Origin of the sequence: Pseudomonas schmalbachii, from assembly GCF_017589465.1 — a bacterium.
Classification (GTDB): domain Bacteria; phylum Pseudomonadota; class Gammaproteobacteria; order Pseudomonadales; family Pseudomonadaceae; genus Pseudomonas; species Pseudomonas schmalbachii.
Map to the genome: position 1 here is coordinate 879052 of NZ_JAELYA010000001.1, position 17360 is coordinate 896411.

General features: G+C 66.7%; 14 protein-coding genes. 5 read left to right on the forward strand and 9 right to left on the reverse strand.

All coding sequences use genetic code 11. The features are described 5' to 3' along the window. Positions 1-91: 91 nt before the first annotated feature. From JFY56_RS03855 to JFY56_RS03875, 5 genes are all read right to left on the reverse strand, one after another. Positions 92-1498, reverse strand: coding sequence for an ABC transporter substrate-binding protein (locus JFY56_RS03855; RefSeq protein WP_208312137.1), 1407 nt, complete (start codon positions 1496-1498; stop codon positions 92-94). A 288-nt stretch (positions 1499-1786) separates the two neighbouring features. Beyond that, complete coding sequence (locus JFY56_RS03860) at positions 1787-2032, reverse strand: 4Fe-4S dicluster domain-containing protein (protein ID WP_208312138.1); 246 nt, start codon at positions 2030-2032, stop codon at positions 1787-1789. 109 nt (positions 2033-2141) lie between these two features. After that, entirely contained in the window at positions 2142-3866 is a 1725-nt protein-coding gene (locus JFY56_RS03865; RefSeq protein ID WP_208312139.1) for a fumarate reductase/succinate dehydrogenase flavoprotein subunit, read from the reverse strand. After that, entirely contained in the window at positions 3863-4612 is a 750-nt protein-coding gene (locus JFY56_RS03870) for a GntR family transcriptional regulator (RefSeq protein WP_208312140.1), read from the reverse strand. Before JFY56_RS03870 ends, JFY56_RS03865 begins: the two co-directional genes overlap by 4 nt. A gap of 314 nt (positions 4613-4926) precedes the next feature. Then, positions 4927-5763 (reverse strand): CAP domain-containing protein, encoded by an 837-nt coding sequence (locus JFY56_RS03875; protein ID WP_208312141.1) that lies wholly within the window; start codon positions 5761-5763, stop codon positions 4927-4929. Between the two features lie 186 nt (positions 5764-5949). Between JFY56_RS03875 and JFY56_RS03880 the strand changes: the two genes are divergently transcribed. Both JFY56_RS03880 and JFY56_RS03885 read left to right on the forward strand, forming a co-directional pair. Continuing rightward, a complete protein-coding gene (locus JFY56_RS03880) occupies positions 5950-6351 on the forward strand; it encodes a hypothetical protein (protein WP_208312142.1) in 402 nt (133 codons plus the stop codon). A gap of 158 nt (positions 6352-6509) precedes the next feature. Next, a complete protein-coding gene (locus JFY56_RS03885; RefSeq protein WP_208312143.1) occupies positions 6510-7346 on the forward strand; it encodes a bifunctional allantoicase/(S)-ureidoglycine aminohydrolase in 837 nt (278 codons plus the stop codon). A gap of 47 nt (positions 7347-7393) precedes the next feature. Here JFY56_RS03885 and JFY56_RS03890 read toward each other — a convergent pair whose 3' ends face one another. Next, the gene (locus tag JFY56_RS03890) at positions 7394-8281 is read right to left on the reverse strand and encodes a LysR family transcriptional regulator (RefSeq protein ID WP_208312144.1); all 888 of its coding nucleotides are present in this window, start codon (positions 8279-8281) and stop codon (positions 7394-7396) included. A 275-nt stretch (positions 8282-8556) separates the two neighbouring features. Here JFY56_RS03890 and otsB point away from each other — a divergent pair, with 275 nt between their 5' ends. The 3 genes from otsB to otsA are packed head-to-tail and all read left to right on the forward strand — an operon-like array spanning position 8557 to position 12568. Then, on the forward strand, positions 8557-9378 hold the full coding sequence (gene otsB, locus JFY56_RS03895; RefSeq protein ID WP_208312145.1) for a trehalose-phosphatase: 822 nt from the start codon (positions 8557-8559) through the stop codon (positions 9376-9378). Next, positions 9375-11174 (forward strand): glycoside hydrolase family 15 protein, encoded by a 1800-nt coding sequence (locus JFY56_RS03900; RefSeq protein ID WP_208312146.1) that lies wholly within the window; start codon positions 9375-9377, stop codon positions 11172-11174. Before otsB ends, JFY56_RS03900 begins: the two co-directional genes overlap by 4 nt. Beyond that, complete coding sequence (otsA, locus tag JFY56_RS03905; RefSeq protein WP_208312147.1) at positions 11156-12568, forward strand: alpha,alpha-trehalose-phosphate synthase (UDP-forming); 1413 nt, start codon at positions 11156-11158, stop codon at positions 12566-12568. The genes JFY56_RS03900 and otsA overlap by 19 nt, the downstream gene beginning before the upstream one ends. A 252-nt stretch (positions 12569-12820) precedes the next feature. Here the strand turns inward: otsA and acs are convergent, their stop codons facing one another. From acs to JFY56_RS03920, 3 genes are all read right to left on the reverse strand, one after another. Continuing rightward, a complete protein-coding gene (acs, locus tag JFY56_RS03910; RefSeq protein WP_208312148.1) occupies positions 12821-14776 on the reverse strand; it encodes an acetate--CoA ligase in 1956 nt (651 codons plus the stop codon). Positions 14777-15036: 260 nt separating this feature from the next. After that, on the reverse strand, positions 15037-15858 hold the full coding sequence (locus JFY56_RS03915) for an HpcH/HpaI aldolase/citrate lyase family protein (RefSeq protein ID WP_208312149.1): 822 nt from the start codon (positions 15856-15858) through the stop codon (positions 15037-15039). A gap of 165 nt (positions 15859-16023) precedes the next feature. Then, positions 16024-17217: a CaiB/BaiF CoA transferase family protein gene (locus JFY56_RS03920; protein WP_208312150.1), complete on the reverse strand. Its 1194-nt coding sequence runs from the start codon at positions 17215-17217 to the stop codon at positions 16024-16026. Positions 17218-17360 lie beyond the last annotated feature (143 nt).

Sequence of the window (17360 nt, forward strand, 5' to 3'; positions counted from 1 at the left end):
AGTTGCCGGCGCGCACGGTTGATCGCCAGCAAGCTGGCTCCTACAGGTCCGGTGCGGTTGTAGGGCGGGTGCAACCCGCCATTACGGGTTGTCAGCGCCCCGCCACCAGCTTCTGATTGGCGCTGACGAAATCCAGCGCCGTGCCGCCGTGTTGCTGGGCGTAGGCTTCGGCCTGGTCCTTGAGCAGGAAGGCGCTGAGCTCGCCCTTGTCGTTGCGCACGAACCACGCCTGGTTGGCCAGCAGCTTGATCCCGCTGTCGGCGGCCTGGGCGTAGATGGCGCGGATGTCCTTGCCTTCCTGCTCCAGTTGCGCGAGTGCCTTCAGCGCCGACTCCGGCGAGGCGTAGTGACGGACCTTGTCCTCGCCGCGCACCCAGATCTGCGCCAGCCGCCTGAAGTCGGTGATCGGCTTGCCGGTCAGGGCATCGTTGGCCTGCAACGGCAGCTGCGCGTAGTTGACCAGCGCCTTGTCGTAGTCCAGCCCGGACTGCTGGAAGGCGGCGCGGATGTACTGGTCATCGACGAACTTGTCGACATCCAGGCCGCGGTCGGTCTTCTTCAGCAGCTTGAGGGTGTCGATGGAGGTCGCTACCGCCTTGCGGTATTCCGACTTCCAGGTCAGATCGCGGGTCTGCAGGCCGAGCGGGCCGTGGAACAGGTAGTTCACCTCGGCCTCGATGCCGGTGACCTTCTCGATCAGCTCGCTGTACTTCTCCGGCTCGGCGGCGAACAGGCGGTCGGCCTCCAGGCTGGCGCGCAGGTAGGCGGTGACGATCTCCGGGTACTTCTTCGCATAGGCCGCATCCACCAGCGCGCCGTGGAAGGTCGGCGACTCGGCCTGGGAACCGTCGTAGATCTTGCGGGCGAAGCCACGGCTGGGGAACAGCTCGGCGAACGGCACGAAGTCGGCGTGCGCCTCGATACGGTTGCTGCGCAGGGCCGAGCCGGCGATCTCCGGTGCCTGGGCGATGATGCGCACGTCCTTCTCCGGGTCCCAGCCCTGGGCGGCGACAGCGCGCAACAGCATGCCGTGGGCGGTGGAGGCGAACGGCACGGAGATGGTCTTGCCCTTGAGCTGCTCCAGCGACTGCACGGCGGACGCCGCCGGCACCACGATGCCGTTGCCGCTGCCCTTGGTGCTGCCCGACAGCACGCTGATGAACAGGCTGCGCTTGCCGGCGTCGAGGTGGGCGACGCCGTTGAACGAACCGGGGAAGTCGGCCATGGCGCCGAAGTCCAGCTTGCCGGCGACCATCTCGTTGGTCAGCGGCGCGCCGCTGGTGAAGTTCTTCCACTCGATCTCGTATTTGGCATCCTTGTACTTGCCATCGTGCGGCAGGTACTTGTCGAGCAGGCCGAGTTCGCGGATCAGCAGGCCGCCGGTGGCGCAGTTGATGGTGGTGTCCTGGGTGCCGATGGCGACGCGGATGGTCTCGGCCTGGGCGTGGATGGAAGCGATAGCCAGGGCGAGGCCGGCCAGGGTTGTACGCAAGCGCATGGGTGTTTCCCCTCGAATCGTTGAGTGTTGGAATCGTCTCCGCCACGCGGTCCGGGTGGTGGGAAACGAGGGGGTGTTTCATCAGGCGTCCGGTGGTTGGCCGGATGGCGTTACTTGCTCTTCTTTAGTTTTTGCATCGCGTCGCAGCGTCCCCCTCACCCTAACCCTCTCCCTCAAGGGAGAGGGGACTGGTCGGAGTTGCCGGTTTGCACGGCACATATCCCGACGCAGAAGTGCCCCCTCTCCCTCCGGGAGAGGGTTGGGGTGAGGGAATCCCCGCGCAAACGATCAACGCAGCAGGTACGGAATCTCCACCTTCACCGCGCCGGTCGGGCAGTCCTTCTCGCAGGGCATGCAGTACCAGCATTCGTCGAAGGCCATGTACGCCTTGCGGGTCGCCGGGTTGATCGCCAGCAGGTCCATAGGGCAGACCTCGACGCACACGGTGCAGCCCTTGTCGGCGATGCACTTGTCCTCGTCGACGGTCACCGGCGCGTTGCTGCGGAAGAAGATTTCCTGGGGCTGGTAGGCCATGTCACGGTTTCCTCTTTGTTCTGTTTCCGTGGTGGAAAACGCTTCGCGGTTTTCCACCCTACGGTTTGCACCCGCAGGGTGGATGGCGCTCTTTCCATCCACCCTTTCGTTACGCCGCTGCGGTTCTCACCCGCAGCTTCTCGTAGGCCTTCTGCTCCTCGTCATCCAGCGGAATCAGGTACGGCTCGACCGCCCGCTTGAAGCTGGTCATGGCGCCGTCCCCGCCCTTCTTCAGATGGCAGTGGCAGAACCACTCGGCATCGTTGCGCTCGGGGTGATCGACGCGGTGGTGATACAGGCCCCAGCGGCTCTCGGCGCGGAACAGCGAGGCGCGCGCGGCCATCTCGGCGCAGTCGCGGATCACGCTGACTTCCAGGGCGCGCATCAGCTCGTGGGGATTGCTCGCCTTGAGCTGGTCGAGGTCGCGTTCGATCTCGGCGAAGCGGGTCAGGCCGATCTCCATCTTCTTCGTCACCTTTGGCGGCTGCAGGTAGTCGTTGACCATGCGCCGCAGCTTGTACTCCACCTGCGCCGGCGGCAGGCCGTGCTCGCGGTTGAGCGGTGCGTAGACCCGCGCCTTCTCGCGCTCGACCTGCTGCGCATCCACCTCCGTGAAATCCCGCCCGGCGATATAGGCGACGGCATTGACCCCGGCGAACCAGCCGTAGGTGAAGGCGCCGAGCATGTAGTTGTGCGGCACGGCGGCCATGTCGCCGGCGGCGTAGAGGCCCTGCACGCTGGTTTCGGCGCGCTCGTTGACCCACACGCCCGATGCCGAATGGCCGGAGCAGAAGCCGATCTCGGAAATGTGCATCTCGACCATCTGCGAGCGGTAGTCGGTGCCGCGCCCGGCGTGGAACTGGCCGCGGCTCGGCCGTTCGTTGCCGTGCAGGATTTCCTCGATGGTCTGGATGGTTTCCTCGGCCAGGTGGTCGAGCTTGAGGAACACCGGGCCGTTGCCGCTTTCCAGTTCCTGGTGGAACTCCCACATCATCTGCCCGGACCAGTAGTCGCACTCGATGAAGCGCTCGCCCTTGTTGTTGGCGGTGTAGCCGCCGAGCGGGCCGGTCACGTAGGCGCAGGCCGGGCCGTTGTAGTCCTTGATCAGCGGGTTGATCTGGAAGCATTCGAGGTTCGCCAGCTCGGCGCCGGCGTGGTAGGCCATGGCGTAGCCGTCGCCGGCGTTGGTCGGGTTCTCGTAGGTGCCCATCAGGTAGCCGGATGCGGGCAGACCGAGGCGCCCGGCGGCGCCGCAGGCGAGGATCACCGCTTTCGCACGGATCACATGGAAGTCCGCCGTGCGGCAGTCGAAGCCCATCACGCCATTGACCGTGCCCTCAGCGTCGGTGAGCAGGCGGGTGGCGATGACGCGGTTGGTGATTTCCACCCGCGCGCGCTTGAGCTGGCGATACAGCACCTTCTTGATGTCGTGGCCTTCCGGCATCGGCAGCACGTAGGCGCCCATGTGGTGGACCTTCTTCACCGCGTAGTCGCCGGTCTCGTCCTTCTCGAACTTCACGCCCCAGCGGTCGAGCTGCTCGATCGTCTCGTAGCTGTGGGTGGCGTAGGCGTAGACCGCCGCCTGGTTGACGATGCCGTCGTTGGCGATGGTGATTTCCTTGGTGTACTGCTCGGGCGTCGCGTGGCCGGGGATCACCGCGTTGTTCAGGCCGTCCATGCCCATGCTGATGGCGCCGCTGCGCTTGACGTTGGCCTTGTCCAGCAGCAGCACGCGCAACTCGCGGTTCGCCTCCTTGGCCTTGATCGCGGCCATCGGCCCGGCCGTGCCGCCGCCGATCACCACCAGGTCGTATTCGCGTTCGATCGTGTTCATGCGTGGGAGCCCTTCTGCCGGTCGATGCGCAGGCGATACTGGAAGGCGTCGCCGCGGTAGTAGAGGTATTCGAAGTCCAGCGGCGTGCCGTCGCTGCCGTGGGTAAGGCGCTCGATGCGCATGATCGGCGAGCCCTCCTCGACACCCAGCACGCGGGCCAGGTCCTCGTCGGCGAGCATGGCGTCGATGGCGAGGTCCGCATGGCCGAGGGCGAGGCCGCAGTCGTTCTCGATGATCAGGAAGATGTCGCGGGCCACCAGGTCGGACTTCTCCAGGCGCTCGCCGATGGCGCGCGGCACGTAGGTGACTTCCAGGGATACCGGCTCGCGGTTGACCAGGCGCACGCGCTTGATCTCGCTGACCGGCGCTCCCTCCTCCAGCTGCAGGCGCTCGGCGACCTGCGCCGTCGCCGGCAGATGCTTGAGGCTGCACAGGCGGTTGATCACCTCGTAGCCCATCTGCTTCATCGACTCGCCCAGGCCCTGCAGCGTGCTGACGTTCTGGAACGCCTTGGGCCTGGCGACGAAAGTGCCCTTGCCGTGCAGCTTGAAGATCAGACCTTCCTTCTGCAGGTCGCCGAGCGCCTGGCGCACGGTGATGCGGCTGACCCCGAACGCACGGCCCAGCTCCGCTTCGGAGGGCATGCGGCTGTGGGGTGGATAGGTACCGTCGAGGATGCGCCCGCGCAGCAGCTCCTTGAGCTGGCTGTAGAGGGGCACCGGGGAAAGGGAAAGCAGTTCGGCCATGTCGTCCTTCGCTCAACTTGTTATAACAAGCTATGGCGAGACAATAAAGGACATAAGAAAATTAGTGGAAATACTTTTTAGGAATAAAATTATTTCCTGGGGAGGGCCTGGCTCTGCGATTCGCGCGCATGGCGCGCTCCTACACAAAGCGCCGCGCTTTTCCCCTCACCCTAACCCTCTCCCGGAGGGAGAGGGGACTGTTCGGTGTTGCCGGATAGCACGCTGCATCAGCCCACTCCAGAGTGCCCCCTCTCCCTCCGGGAGAGGGCTGGGGTGAGGAAACTTGAGCGCCGAAGCTTACGAGTACCAGCCGCCTACGGCGCCCCAAACATCGCCGTCCAGTAAATCCCCGCATCGCTCTTCGGATCGGTCGCGTAGGCCGCGCCGAGTTCGCTGTACTGCGGGTTCATCAGGTTGGCGCAGTGGCCGGGGCTGGACAGCCAGCCGTCGACGACCTTGCGCGGAGTATCCACGCCGGCGGAGATGTTCTCGCCGATCTGCTGGCCGTTGTAGCCGGCCAGTTCGGCGCGGTCGCTGGGGATGCGGTCGTCGCGGTCGGTGTGGGAGAAGAAGTTGCCGTTGGCCATGGCCCGGCTGTGGGTTTCGGCCACCGTGCCCAGCACGGCGTTCCAGGCCAGCGGCTTGGCGGCGGCGAAGGACTGGCCGCCGCACTTGCGCGGCTGGGCGCGGGCGGCGTTGATCTGTTCCAGCACCTTCTGCCCTTCCGCCTGCCAGTCGCCCTGGTGTGCGCTCAGCAGCGGCCGCGCCAGCACGATGCGCCAGTCGCGGTCTGCGCGGCTCACGCCGATATCGACGAACTGCGGATCGAGGACGATCTGGCAGAAGCTCTCCTGCAGCGCGGTCATGGCCGCCTGCGCGTCGCGCGGCCCGGACAGGCTGATCGCCTGCACGTTGAGCAGCGGATAGGCCGAGCGGGTCAGCGAGCCCTGCAGGTCCACCGGCCCGCTGGCCGACAGGACCAGGCGCGGATCGCTCGCCAGCGGCGGCAGTTCCTCGGAGGCCGTGCCGGCGCAGCGCTGCGGCTGGCTGCGGTAGGCGTTGATCGACTCCACCAGTTGCGCCTCTTCGGCCGCCTCGACAGTGGCCGCGCAGAACAGTCCTAGGGCCAGAACGGATGAAATGACGCGCATGAAAATCCCCCTCGAACAGAATCCGCCCATGATGCGCCAATCCCTACCCTCCCCGGAAGCACCGTAGGTTGGCGCTGAGCTTGCGAAGCCCAACGGTGCCACGCCCGACAGTTGTTGGGCTTCGCTGCGCTCAGCGCCAACGACGATGGATCGCCAACCTACGGCAACGGGCTATGATCGATTGCCATGAACAGCCAGATCCCGATCCGCCAACCCTGCCCGCCCGGCGTCTGCGACTGCCGGCGCGATGAGCTGCTGGCGGCGCCGGGTGGCGACCTGCGCATCCTGCGCCTGACCCGCCAGGAAGAGCAGCGCCTGCTCGAACGCCTGGAGAACCTGCAGAGCCTGGACGACCTCGAACACATGCAGCGGCGCATGTTCGAGCAGCTGGGCATCCGCATGAGCGTCGAGCCCAGCCACAACGAAGTGCGCAGCATGCGCGGCATCGGCTTTCATTTCGCCTTCCAGCCCGGCCTTTGCCGCAAGACCCGCCAGTCGATTCCCGCAGCGATCCGCCGGGCCCTGGAGAAGCATCCGGAAATCGCCTGGCGCCTGCTCGACACCCACGACCTGCTGCGCGACGCCTGAAGACTGCGCCGGCAATGGTCGATCCAGACATTCAGAAACCGAATGCAGCGGATTCCAACATTTAATTGGTAGATACCTCAGCCTGCCGATATGGTGTGACACATCCCCCCGTACCTGCCTTTCCGAGCGGCAGGACCATCACTGCGGAGAATTGCTCCATGTCGAATACCACCTACTACGCCCCCCACGGCGGCCACCCGGCCCAGACCGAGCTGCTGACCGACCGGGCGATGTTCACCGAAGCCTATGCGGTGATCCCGAAAGGCGTGCTGCGCGATATCGTCACCAGCCACCTGCCCTTCTGGGACAACACCCGCCTGTGGGTGCTGGCGCGCCCGCTGTCCGGCTTCGCCGAGACCTTCTCGCAATACATCGTGGAAGTCGGCCCGGGCGGCGGCAGCGACAAGCCGGAGCAGGACCGGGAAGCCGAGGGCGTGCTGTTCATCGTCGAAGGCGAGCTGGAACTGACCCTGCTCGGCACCCGCCACATCCTCACGCCGGGCGGCTACGCCTTCATTCCGCCGGCCTCCGACTGGTCGGTGCGCAACACCAGCGGCGAGCCGGCGCGCTTCCACTGGATTCGCAAGCGCTACCAGGCCGTCGACGGCATTCCCCATCCGGAAGCCTTCGTGACCAACGAGCAGGACATCGAGCCGATCCCGATGCCCGGCACCGAAGGACGCTGGGTCACCTCGCGCTTCGTCGACATCTCCGACATGCGCCACGACATGCACGTGAACATCGTCACCTTCCAGCCGGGCGGCGTGATCCCGTTCGCCGAGACCCACGTGATGGAGCACGGCCTCTACGTGCTGGAAGGCAAGGCGGTGTACCGCCTGAACCAGGACTGGGTGGAAGTCGAAGCCGGCGACTTCATGTGGCTGCGCGCCTTCTGCCCGCAGGCCTGCTACGCCGGCGGCCCCGGCCCGTTCCGCTACCTGCTGTACAAGGACGTCAACCGGCACATGAACCTGACGCTGAACAGCGCCCGCTGACCCAACGCAAAGGCCCGCCCGGATCATCCCGGCGGGCCTTTTGTCATTCAGGCTGGGCGCGATTCGCGGTCCAGCATCGCCACCAGGGCCTTCACCAGTTCCCCGATCACCGGGTCCACGGCCGGGCGATGGACGATGGCGATCTCGAAATCGTCGATCCTGCGCAGGCCATCCTTTTCGCCCAGCAGCACGTGTTCGGCCGTCACCGCTCGCGGTGGCAGCAGGCCGATGCCCATGCCATCCGCCACCGCGCCCTGGATCGCGCTGAGGCTGGAACTGGTGAACGCGATGCGCCAGTTGCGCCCCATCGCCTCGATGGCCTGGATCATGTCGTCGCGGCACAGTCCGCGCGGCGGGAAGGTCACCAGCGGTACGGGGTCGAGGTGGAAGGACGGATGTTTCGCGCTGTCGATCCACACCATCCGCTCCGGACGGCAGGCGACCGCCTCGCGGCTGTTGCGCCGCTGCTTGACCAGCGCCAGGTCCAGTTCGCCACGGTCGTAGCTGGCGATCAGGTCGCGGCTCAGCCCGCTGGTGACTTCCAGCTTGACCTCGGGGTACTTGCGATTGAAGGCCGCCAGCGCCTGGGTGGTCTTGCCGGTAACGAAATCGTCCGGCACGCCGAGGCGGATGATCACCGCGACGAAAGCCCCCGACAGCGCCTCCAGCATCCGGCCATTCAGGGCGAGCATCTGCCGCGCGTAGCCGAGCAGCGTCTCGCCGGCATCGGTCGGATGCACTTCGCGGTGCCCGCGTTCGAGCAGCCTGTGCCCGACCATTTCCTCCAGCCGGCGCACCTTCTGGCTCACGGTGGACTGGGTGGAGTGCAGCCGCGCCGCAGCGGTGGTGAAGCTGCCGCAGTCGGCGACCATGACGATGGCCCGCAGCAGGTCCAGGTCGAAGAGCGGTCTATTCGATTTCGCGCTGTCATCCATCGGGATATTCGACTTTCAAATGGAAAGATCGACTTCTAGCATCCCGCAATGCGCCAGGGAAAGCCCCGTAGGTTGGGCTGAGGCACGAAGCCCAACGAAGTTGGTGCCTGACCCCGCCAGATGTCGGGCTTCGCAAGCTCAGCGCCAACCTACGGGTGCCCCCGGACCGACACCCGGTCCGATGCCCCCGGCCTCGCATGCTAGTCTTGGGGACTCTTCCGAAATCGTCCGCTGCCGCGTGCCGGCAGCGCAGATGGCTATGAGGAAAATGGCCCATGTCTCGTCCGATGGTGCAACGACCAGTCGGCGCGGCCATTGCCTTGCGTGATGACGCTTTGGCCAACGCCCTGCTCGAAGAGTGGCTGGGTGAGCGCAGGCAACCGTGTTCGCTGTTCCTCGATGTCGACGGCACCCTTCTGGATATCGCCGAGTCTCCCGATGCGGTCCATGTGCCGCGCGAACTGTGCGTGGCGCTGGAGTCCCTGCATCGGCGACTGGACGGCGCGCTGGCGCTGGTCAGCGGCCGCCCGGTCGACAGTCTCGACCGTCTCTTCGCCCCCCTGCGGCTACCGTCCTGCGGCAGCCACGGAGCCCACTGGCGCGTGCATGCCGGCGAGCCGCTGCGCCATGAGGCGGAGCGTCCCCTCCCCGCCCCCGTCCGCCAGCGCCTGCAGGCCCTGGCCCGCGCCCATCCCGGCGTCCTTGTCGAGGACAAGGGCAGCAGCGTCGCCCTGCACTACCGCCAGGTGCCGGATGCCGGCCCGCCGCTGGCATCCGCCCTGCGCGAGCTGCTCGGCGAGCCCGCTGGAGCCGGTCTGCGCCTGCTGCCGGGCAAGATGGTCTACGAGGTGATCGCCCACTCCAGCGACAAGGCACAGGCGATCCGGCGCTATCTCGACGCACCGCCATTCGCCGGCCGGCGTCCGCTGTTCATTGGCGACGACGTCACCGATGAACCGGCCCTGGCCATGATGCCCGCGCTGGGCGGCCTGGCCCTTTCGGTCGGACACCTGCTGCCCGGCGCCAGCGCCAGCTTCGCCGATGCCGCGTCGGTGCGCGCCGCCCTCGACAGAGCAGCCCGGAGGACATCCCGATGAGCGACAAGCACAACGGCTCCCTTGAGCTCGGCCTGATCGGCAACTGCCGCGTCGCCGCGCTGGTGAACACCCACGGGCGGATGGTCTGGTGGTGCTATCCGAACTTCGACGGCGACCCGGTGTTCTCGCGCCTGCTCGCCGGCGACGAGGAAAAGGGCTTCAGCGACTGCCTGCTCGACGGGATGGTCAGCCACCGTTCGGAATACCTGCGCAACACGGCGATCATCAGCACCATCCTCGAAGACGCCCACGGCAACGCCGTGCGCATCACCGACTTCGCCCCGCGCTTCCTCATGTACGGCCGCAGCTTCCGCCCGGCGCAGCTGTGCCGGCTGATCGAGCCGGTGAGCGGCGTGCCGCGCATCACCCTGCGCATCCGCCCCACTCATCACTACGGCAAGCCGTGCCAGGCGGTCGCCGGCTCCAGCCATATCCGCTACCAGGGCGGCGCCGACACCATCCGCCTGACCACCGACGCGCCGCTGTCCTACATCATGCGCGAGACGCAATTCGTCCTCAGCCGGCCGATCAGCATGGTGATCGGCGTCGACGAACCGCTCGACGACGCCCCGGAGGAAGTGGTGCGGACCTTCCTCAAGCGCACCCAGGCCGGCTGGAGCGAGTGGGTGCGCGCCCTGGCGATCCCCTTCGAATGGCAGGACGTGGTGATCCGCGCCGCCATCACCCTCAAGCTGTGCAGCTTCGAGGAAACCGGCGCGATCATCGCCGCGGTGACCACCTCGATCCCGGAAGCCCCCGGCACCCAGCGCAACTGGGACTACCGCTACTGCTGGCTGCGCGACGCCTACTTCGTGATCCTCGCCCTCAACCGCCTCGGCGCGACCAAGACCATGGAGCGCTACGTCGACTTCATCACCACGGTGGCGGCCGGCGATGCCCACCTCAAGCCGCTGTACGGGGTGGTTCCCGACCTCGACCTGACCGAGCGGATCGAACCCGACCTGGCCGGCTTCCTCGGCCACGGGCCGGTGCGGGTCGGCAACCAGGCGGTGGAGCAGATCCAGCACGACGTGTTCGGCTCGGTGATCCTCGCCGTGCTGCAGAGCTTCATCGACGAACGCCTGCCGACTCCGGGCGACGAGGCCATGCTGCAGATGCTCGAATCCCTCGCCACGCGCGCATCCCGCTTCGCCTTCGAGCCCGACGCCGGCATCTGGGAATACCGCGGCCGGCAGCGCGTGCACACGCACTCGGCGCTGCTCTGCTGGACGGCCTGCGACCGCGTCGGGCGCATCGCCGCGCGGCTCGGCCTCACGCAGAAAGCCGAGACCTGGCACAAGGAATCGCAGCGCCTGCGCGACCACATCCTCCGTGAAGCCTGGAGCGAAAAGCGCCAGTGCTTCACCGGCAGCTTCGGCCACGACGACCTCGACGCCAGCGTGCTGCTGATGAACGAGCTGGGCATCATCGAGGCCAGCGACCCGCGCTTCATCGCCACCGTGGACTGCGTGGGGCGCGAACTCAACGTCAACGGCCACCTGCTGCGCTATGCCACGGCCGATGATTTCGGCGTGCCGGAAACCGCCTTCCTGGTGGTGAAGTTCTGGTATCTGGACGCCCTCGCCGCCATCGGCCGCCGCGACGAAGCGCGCGCGCTGTATGGCGAACTGGTTGCCGCGCGCAACACCTACGGATTGCTGTCCGAGGATCTCCATCCGCATACCGGGGAGATGTGGGGCAACATTCCCCAGACGTACTCGATGGCCGGGCTGATCAACACCGCGATGCGCCTGTCCATCAGTTGGGAGGAAGGCTTATGTCGCGGCTCGTGGTGATATCCAACCGGGTGGTGTACCCCGACGAGAACGGCAATACCGCGCCCGGCGGGCTCGCGGTGGCGGTGGAGGCGACCATGCAGGACCGCGACGGCCTGTGGTTCGGCTGGAGCGGGCAGGTCTCCGAGGACCCGCCGCAACCCACCACCATCGAATGCGAGAAGATGCAGTACGTGCTGACCGACGTGCGCCCGCAGGATTTCCAGGAGTACTACAACGGCTTCGCCAACCGCGTGCTGTGGCCGATCCTGCACTACCGGGTCGATCTCGCCGAGTTCAACGAGGCCGATTTCGGCGGCTACCAGCGGGTCAACGAATTCTTCGCCGAACGCCTCAGCCCGCTCCTCGAAGCCGACGACATCCTCTGGGTCCACGACTACCACCTGATCCCGCTGGCCCAGGCGCTGCGCGCTCGCGGCCACAACAACCGCATCGGCTTCTTCCTGCACATTCCGATGCCGCCGCCGGACCTGCTGACCACCCTGCCCCATCACGCGGAGCTGATCGGCGCGCTCACCGAATACAACCTGATCGGCTTCCAGACCGACAACGACGCCAGCAACTTCGCCCGCTACCTGACCCGCGTGCTCGGCGCGGCGACGCCCGATGGCCGGCACTACAACCTCGGCCAGCAGCGCTTCCGCGTCGGCGTGTTCCCGGTTGGCGTGGACACCGACGGCTTCCGCCGCCTGGCGGAGACTGCGACGCAGGCGCCCGTCGCCGCCGAGTTCACCGAAAGTCTCTCCGGCCGAGCGCTGATAGTCGGCGTGGACCGCCTCGACTATTCGAAGGGCATCGTCAATCGCGTCGACGGCTACGAGCGCTTCCTGGAGAAGTACCCGGAGTGGCACGGCCGCGTCACCTACCTGCAGATCGCCCCCGGCAGCCGCCAGGACATTCCCGAATACGCGCAGATCGACGCAGCGGTCAGCGCCCGCGTCGGCCACATCAACGGCCGCTTCGGCGAGGTGTCGTGGGTGCCGCTGCGCTACGTGAGCCGCAACCACCGCCGCGAGGACATCGCCATGGTCATGCGCATGGCGCGCATCGGGCTGGTCACGCCGCTGCGCGACGGTATGAACCTGGTGGCCAAGGAATTCGTCGCCGCCCAGGACCCGGACGATCCGGGCGTGCTGATCCTCTCCCAGTTCGCCGGCGCCGCCGCCGAGCTGGGCGCCGCGCTGATGGTCAACCCGCACGACCGCGACGCCATGGCCGACGCGATCAACGCCGCGCTGCTGATGCCGCTGGAGGAACGCCGCGCCCGCCACCAGGAGATGTACACCGTGCTGGAGGCCAACCATATCCGCTACTGGGGCCAGAGCTTCGTCGACGCCCTGACCCGGCCGGGACGCGCGCTGAACTGGCTGTCGAGCCGGCTGGCGGCGCATTGAGAACGAAGCCCCGTGTAGGATGGGTTGAGCTTGCGATACCCATCATTCGCGGCACCCATGGGTATCGCTGCGCTCAACCCATCCTACGGGAAGGAGCTGGCACCGTTGGGCTTTTCCGTAGGGCGGGTGAAACCCGCCGTGACGCCTCCGGATTGGCGGGTTGCACCCGCCCTACCTCTGATACCGCTTCGCAAATGAAAACGCCCCGCCAGGGCTTGTAACCATGGCGGGGCGTCGGGCGCAGGTGCCGGGTCAGGCGGCCTGCATGTCGCGGTGAGTGTCGATCAGGTGTTGCACCACTCCGGGATCGGCCAGGGTGGAGATGTCGCCGAGGGTGTCGTACTCGGCGGCGGCGATCTTGCGCAGGATGCGGCGCATGATCTTGCCCGAACGGGTCTTCGGCAGACCCGGTGCCCACTGGATCACGTCCGGCGTGGCGATCGGACCGATTTCCTTGCGTACCCAGGCTTTCAGTTCCTGGCGCAGCTTCTCGTCGGCGGTCTCGCCGGCGTTCAGGGTGACGTAGACGTAGATGCCCTGCCCCTTGATGTCGTGCTGCATGCCGACTACCGCGGCCTCGGCCACTTTCGGGTGGGCGACCATGGCGCTCTCGATCTCGGCGGTGCCCATGCGGTGCCCGGAGACGTTGAGCACGTCGTCGACGCGGCCGGTGATCCAGTAGTAGCCGTCCTCGTCGCGGCGCGCGCCGTCGCCGGTGAAGTACATGCCCTTGAAGGTCTTGAAGTAGGTGTCGACGAAGCGGTCATGGTCGCCGTACAGGGTACGCGCCTGGCCCGGCCACGAGTCGAGGATCACCAGGTTGCCCTCGGTGGCGCCTTCGAGGATGTTGCCGAGGTTGTCCACCAGCGCCGGCACCACGCCGAAGAACGGCTTGGCGGCGGAGCCCGGCTTCATGGCGTGGGCGCCCGGCAGCGGAGTCATCAGGCAGGCGCCGGTTTCAGTCTGCCACCAGGTATCGACGATCGGGCAGCGCGACTGGCCGACGGTCTCGTAGTACCACTGCCAGGCTTCCGGGTTGATCGGCTCGCCGACCGAACCCAGCAGGCGCAGGCTGGAGCCGTTGGCGCCTTCCACGGCGGCCTTGCCCTCGGCCATCATGGCTCGGATGGCGGTCGGCGCGGTGTAGAGGATGTTCACCTTGTGCTTGTCGATGATCTGCGACACGCGGGTGATGTCCGGATAGTTCGGTACGCCCTCGAACAGCAGGGTGGTGGCGCCGTTGGCCAGCGGGCCGTAGACCACGTAGCTGTGGCCGGTGACCCAGCCGATGTCGGCGGTGCACCAGAAGACTTCGCCCGGCTGGTAGTCGAACACGCGCTCGTGGGTCAGCGAGGCGTACACCAGGTAGCCGCCAGTGGTGTGCAGCACGCCCTTCGGCTTGCCGGTGGAGCCGGAGGTGTAGAGGATGAACAGCGGCTCTTCCGCGCCCATTTCCTTCGGCGCGCAGGTGCTGCCGGCGACCTTCATCAGGTCTTCGTACCAGACGTCGCGGTGCTGGTTCCACTTGATATCGGAACCGGTGCGCTTGCAGACGATGAGCTTCTGCACGCTGCTGGTTTCCGGATTGGTCAGGGCGTCGTCGACGTTGGCCTTCAGCGGGGTCTTCTTGCCGCCGCGCACGCCTTCGTCGGCGGTGATCACCACCTTGGACTTGCAGTCGATGATGCGGCCGGCCAGTGCTTCCGGGGAGAAGCCGCCGAACACCACCGAGTGGATCGCGCCGATGCGGGTGCAGGCCAGCATGGCGACCACCGCTTCGGGGATCATCGGCATGTAGATGGTCACCACGTCGCCACGGTGCACGTCCTGGCCGCGCAGGGCGTTGGCGAACTTGCAGACCTGCTCGTGCAGTTCGCGGTAGGTGATCTCGCGGTGTTCGGAAGGATCGTCGCCTTCCCAGATGATGGCGATCTGATCGCCGCGCTCGGCCAGGTGGCGGTCGAGGCAGTTGTAGGAAACGTTGAGGGTGCCGTCGGCGAACCACTTGATGTCGACGTGGTGATCGTCGAAGGAGGTCTGCTTGACCTTGGTGAACGGCTTGATCCACTCAAGGCGCTGGGCCTGGCCACGCCAGAAGCCGTCCGGGTTTACCACCGACTGCTGGTACATCGACTTGTAGGTGGCTTCGTCAGTCAGGGTACGGGCGGCCGCTTCGGGACGCACGGGATACACGGATGCCGCAGACATGTTGATACCTCGGTCAGAGTGTTGTTCTTGTTGCGGGTATTTGTATCCCTCCCCGCATTTGGCGGGCCATTCGACCATGGTCTTAACCCTCTGGCACTCGTCCGAATGGCCGATATAAGTGCGGCCGATAGCAAAAAAAACGCCCACGGGAGGACCGGTGGGCGTGATGCGCGAGGTGACTTACGGTTTTTTATGAATCATGAGTCTGTAGGGCGGGTGCAACCCGCCATTTTGGCGTTCGTTGGCGGGTTGCACCCGCCCTACGCGGATTCGCCGGCGCGTTGCAGCAGGCGGCGGGCGCGCTCGATCACCGGGCCGTCGACCAGTGCGCCGTCGATCTGGAAGGCCGCCACGCCGGCCGCCGCGCCTTCGACCACACGGCGCGCCCAGGCCAGTTCCTCGGCGCTCGGCAGCAGCGCGGCATGCACCACCGCGACCTGCCGCGGATGGATGCACAGCGCCCCGGCGAAGCCCATGTCGCGGGCGCGCTGGATATGCGCGGTGAGGCCGGCGTCGTCGCTGAAGGCCGGGAAGACACTCTCCAGCGGCGGCTGCAGACCGTTCACCCGCGAATGCAGCAGCATGGCGAAACGCAGCTGGTCGAGCATCGCCTCGGCCGCCGCGCTGCCGGCGCTGAGGCCAAGGTCGAGACCGAGATCGAGCGCGCCGTAGGTCAGCCGCTGCACACCTGCGCAGGCGGCGATTTGCGGCAGCGCCAGCACGCCACGGGCGCTCTCGATCAGCGGCCAGACCGGCTTGCCACAGGTCGCCACGTAGCGCACCTGTTCGGCGCTTTCCGCCTTGGCCAGCATCACGCCCGCCACGCCCGGCAGTTCGCGGCACAGGGCCAGGTCGGCGGCATGTTCGGGATGGTCGGCGCCATTGATGCGCACCCACACGCGGGACGCGGGATTTTCGCCGAGGAAGGCCGCCAGATGCTCGCGCGCCTGGGCCTTGAGGCTCGCTTCGACAGCATCCTCGAAATCGACGATGACGACGTCGGCGCCGACCAGCAGCGCCTTGGCGAAGCGCTCCGGACGGCTGCCGGGGACGAACAGGGCGGAGCGGATGGATTGGGTCATGGGAACTCCTTGATCATTTCGGCGCGATTCATTTTCCCTCACCCCTGCCCTCTCCCGGAGGGAGAGGGGGCTATCCGGCATCAAGCGAGACGCCGTGCCAACCGGCAACTCCGAACGGCCCCCTCTCCCCCTGGGAGAGGGTTGGGGTGAGGGAAGCCCGGGCGCTTAAACCGCGCCGCTCTCATGCATCCGCTGGATATCCGCCGGCGCATAACCCAGCTCGGCGAGCAGCTTGTCGGTATGTTCGCCCAGCCCCGGCACTGCATCCATCCGCGGTGCGAAGGCATTGCTGCGCCCCGGCGGCAGCATGGCCGGCAGCGTGCCGACCGGGCTATCAATCTCGCGCCAGCTGTCGCGCGCGGCAAGCTGCGGGTGGTTCCACAGCCCCTGCATGTCATTCACATGGGCGTTGGCGATCTGCGCCTGCTCCAGGCGCTCGATCACCGCTTCCGCCGTCAGCCCGGCGAACGCCTCGGCAATCGTCGCGCGCAGTTCTTCACGATTGGCCACCCGCAGCGCCGTCGTGGTGAAGCGTGGATCGCCGGCCAGTTCCGCACGCTGCAGCACGGTCTGGCAGAACGACGCCCACTCGCGCTCGTTCTGCACCGCCAGCATCACGGTATTGCCATCGCCGACCGGGAACGGCCCGTACGGGTAGATGGTGGCGTGGGCGGCACCGGCGCGTACCGGCGGGGTGGCGCCTTCGAAGGCGTAGTACATGGGGAAGCTCATCCACTCCGCCATGCTCTCCAGCATCGACACGTCGATGCGGCTGCCCTTGCCGGTGCGTCCGCGCAGCAGCAGGGCCGAGAGGATGCCGCTGTAGGCATACATGCCGGCGGAAATGTCGGCGATGGAGCAGCCGGCCTTGGCCATCTGGTCCTCGCCCGGACCGCCGGTGACCGAGAGGAAGCCGCTCTCGCTCTGGATCAGCAGGTCGTAGGCCTTCTTGTCCTGGTACGGGCCACCTTCGCCATAGCCGGAGATGTCGCAGACGATCAGGCGCGGGAAGCGCTCGTGCAACGCTTCGAACGACAGGCCCATGCGCGCGGCGGCGCCCGGCGCGAGGTTCTGCACCAGCACGTCGGCCTGGCCGAGCAGTTGTTCCAGCACGGTCTGCGCGGAGTCCTGCTTGAGGTCGAGGCTCAGGCTTTCCTTGGAACGGTTGGTCCAGACGAAGTGCGAGGCCATGCCGCGCACGCGCTCGTCGTAGCCGCGGGCGAAGTCACCGACGCCGGGGCGCTCGACCTTGATCACCCGGGCGCCGAGGTCGGCGAGCTGGCGGGTGCAGAACGGCGCGGCGATGGCGTGTTCGAGGCTGATCACGGTGATGCCGTCGAGGGGACGGGGATTGTTCATGTTTCCAACTCCAGCCGTAGGGCGGGTGCAACCCGCCGATACGCGTAATCTGCGGTTCTGGCGGGTTTCACCCGCCCTACTCCAGCTTCGGTGCGTAGCTCTATCGATCCACCACGGCCGCGCAGGCGGCCCCGGAATGGTGG

Excerpts from the sequence above, each read along its gene's own strand:
- JFY56_RS03855 (WP_208312137.1), bottom strand. The coding sequence starts at position 1,498 with ATGCGCTTGCGTACAACCCTGGCCGGCCTCGCCCTGGCTATCGCTTCC.
- JFY56_RS03860 (WP_208312138.1), bottom strand. The coding sequence starts at position 2,032 with ATGGCCTACCAGCCCCAGGAAATCTTCTTCCGCAGCAACGCGCCGGTG.
- JFY56_RS03865 (WP_208312139.1), bottom strand. The coding sequence starts at position 3,866 with ATGAACACGATCGAACGCGAATACGACCTGGTGGTGATCGGCGGCGGC.
- JFY56_RS03870 (WP_208312140.1), bottom strand. The coding sequence starts at position 4,612 with ATGGCCGAACTGCTTTCCCTTTCCCCGGTGCCCCTCTACAGCCAGCTC.
- JFY56_RS03875 (WP_208312141.1), bottom strand. The coding sequence starts at position 5,763 with ATGCGCGTCATTTCATCCGTTCTGGCCCTAGGACTGTTCTGCGCGGCC.
- JFY56_RS03880 (WP_208312142.1), top strand. The coding sequence starts at position 5,950 with ATGAACAGCCAGATCCCGATCCGCCAACCCTGCCCGCCCGGCGTCTGC.
- JFY56_RS03885 (WP_208312143.1), top strand. The coding sequence starts at position 6,510 with ATGTCGAATACCACCTACTACGCCCCCCACGGCGGCCACCCGGCCCAG.
- JFY56_RS03890 (WP_208312144.1), bottom strand. The coding sequence starts at position 8,281 with ATGGATGACAGCGCGAAATCGAATAGACCGCTCTTCGACCTGGACCTG.
- otsB (WP_208312145.1), top strand. The coding sequence starts at position 8,557 with ATGTCTCGTCCGATGGTGCAACGACCAGTCGGCGCGGCCATTGCCTTG.
- JFY56_RS03900 (WP_208312146.1), top strand. The coding sequence starts at position 9,375 with ATGAGCGACAAGCACAACGGCTCCCTTGAGCTCGGCCTGATCGGCAAC.
- otsA (WP_208312147.1), top strand. The coding sequence starts at position 11,156 with ATGTCGCGGCTCGTGGTGATATCCAACCGGGTGGTGTACCCCGACGAG.
- acs (WP_208312148.1), bottom strand. The coding sequence starts at position 14,776 with ATGTCTGCGGCATCCGTGTATCCCGTGCGTCCCGAAGCGGCCGCCCGT.
- JFY56_RS03915 (WP_208312149.1), bottom strand. The coding sequence starts at position 15,858 with ATGACCCAATCCATCCGCTCCGCCCTGTTCGTCCCCGGCAGCCGTCCG.
- JFY56_RS03920 (WP_208312150.1), bottom strand. The coding sequence starts at position 17,217 with ATGAACAATCCCCGTCCCCTCGACGGCATCACCGTGATCAGCCTCGAA.